We start from the raw sequence: 1,177 nt of genomic DNA on the forward strand, positions 1-1,177 counted from the left end.
AGAGGGCACCCGCCTCAGCGGCTTGCTGAATGCGATTGCGACTAACCTTGGGCATGCGATCTACTAAGAAGCGGTCGATGCGTAGGGGCGTCTGCCCTTTATCTACCACGCAAGAGAAGTGCTCGTAGAGCTGCTCCTCCAGAGTCGGCTCCTCCTCTTCTAGAAGGTCCTCCTCTTCCGTTGCTTCGTAGTCTATGTACTTATCTATCGCCATGGGGCTTCACTCAAAACCAATTTTCTCCTGAGGGCTCCTCAATAGGGGTGTCAAGCGGAAGGTCTAGCGAACTATTCTGAAGGCTATCCATCATCGCTGTCTCGTACTCTTCGGCCGAGGAGACCTCCATAATCAAGTGGGTGTTGTAGGGGATACGCTCGCCAGCACTGAGGTACCTGCCAGTGCTATCCTTGAGATGCAACACCAGTAGATGGTGTGGCCCTGGTACATATTCTATCGTGACATTCTTAAAACCAGCACCCTTTAGCATCATCTCCACTGAGCGCTCCGATAGCTCTTCAAACTCAGGGATCTTGATGCTCTTGACGTTCATCGTATTGACCGTCACAAAGATCGTGCGGTGGGGCTTGATGCGTGAGCCCGCCTTGGGAGTAGTATCTAGTATGATGCCAGGGGTCTGACCCTCTACATAGACGGAGTCTACCACCTCCATATTTAGGTTCGACCGCCCCAGCATCTCAGAGGCTTCGACTTGCGAAAGCCCAATGATATCGGGCGTCTCTATGGCTTTGCCGTGACGGGTGTATATTTTGAGGAAAAACATTGACCCCCAAAGAAGCAATAATCCAGCTAATACAATCAGTCCAATATGTATCAAAAGCCTAAGCCACCATGGTTGTTTATTGCTCCATGGTAGTTTTAGCTCTTTTTCGTCGGTTTCTTTGTTACTCATTTGCTATGTGATAAGGTAGTATTATTGGCACTTCCATACGTAAGGTATGGTGCCGCCACGTTGTCAATTACCATTCAAAATTACCACAATTCCACGATAGTAGCAAAGATGTACCCTTAGCCCTCAGGGGTTACGCATTAGAAATATAAACTTAAGTCACAGCCTTAATATGGATAGCTTGTGCTAGACAAGCGAGAAAGGTGGGTGTTGCAGAATAGACGGACAGGTGATTTTTTAGAGGGCGACTGCGATCTTTTTTGGGCGGAGTT

1 protein-coding gene and 1 pseudogene are annotated in these 1,177 nt (G+C 48.5%); both read right to left on the reverse strand.

Annotated elements, in window-relative coordinates; translation table 11 throughout:
* Nucleotides 1-214 (reverse strand): annotated as a pseudogene (locus QVO39_RS00070) (RluA family pseudouridine synthase); the annotation flags it as partial.
* Nucleotides 215-224: 10 nt separating this feature from the next.
* Nucleotides 225-908: a PASTA domain-containing protein gene (locus QVO39_RS00075; RefSeq protein WP_021902490.1), complete on the reverse strand. Its 684-nt coding sequence runs from the start codon at nt 906-908 to the stop codon at nt 225-227.
* Between the last annotated feature and the right edge of the window lie 269 nt (nt 909-1,177).

It is taken from the genome of Porphyromonas sp. CAG:1061, from assembly GCF_000435035.1.
Taxonomy (GTDB): domain Bacteria; phylum Bacteroidota; class Bacteroidia; order Bacteroidales; family Porphyromonadaceae; genus Porphyromonas_A; species Porphyromonas_A somerae.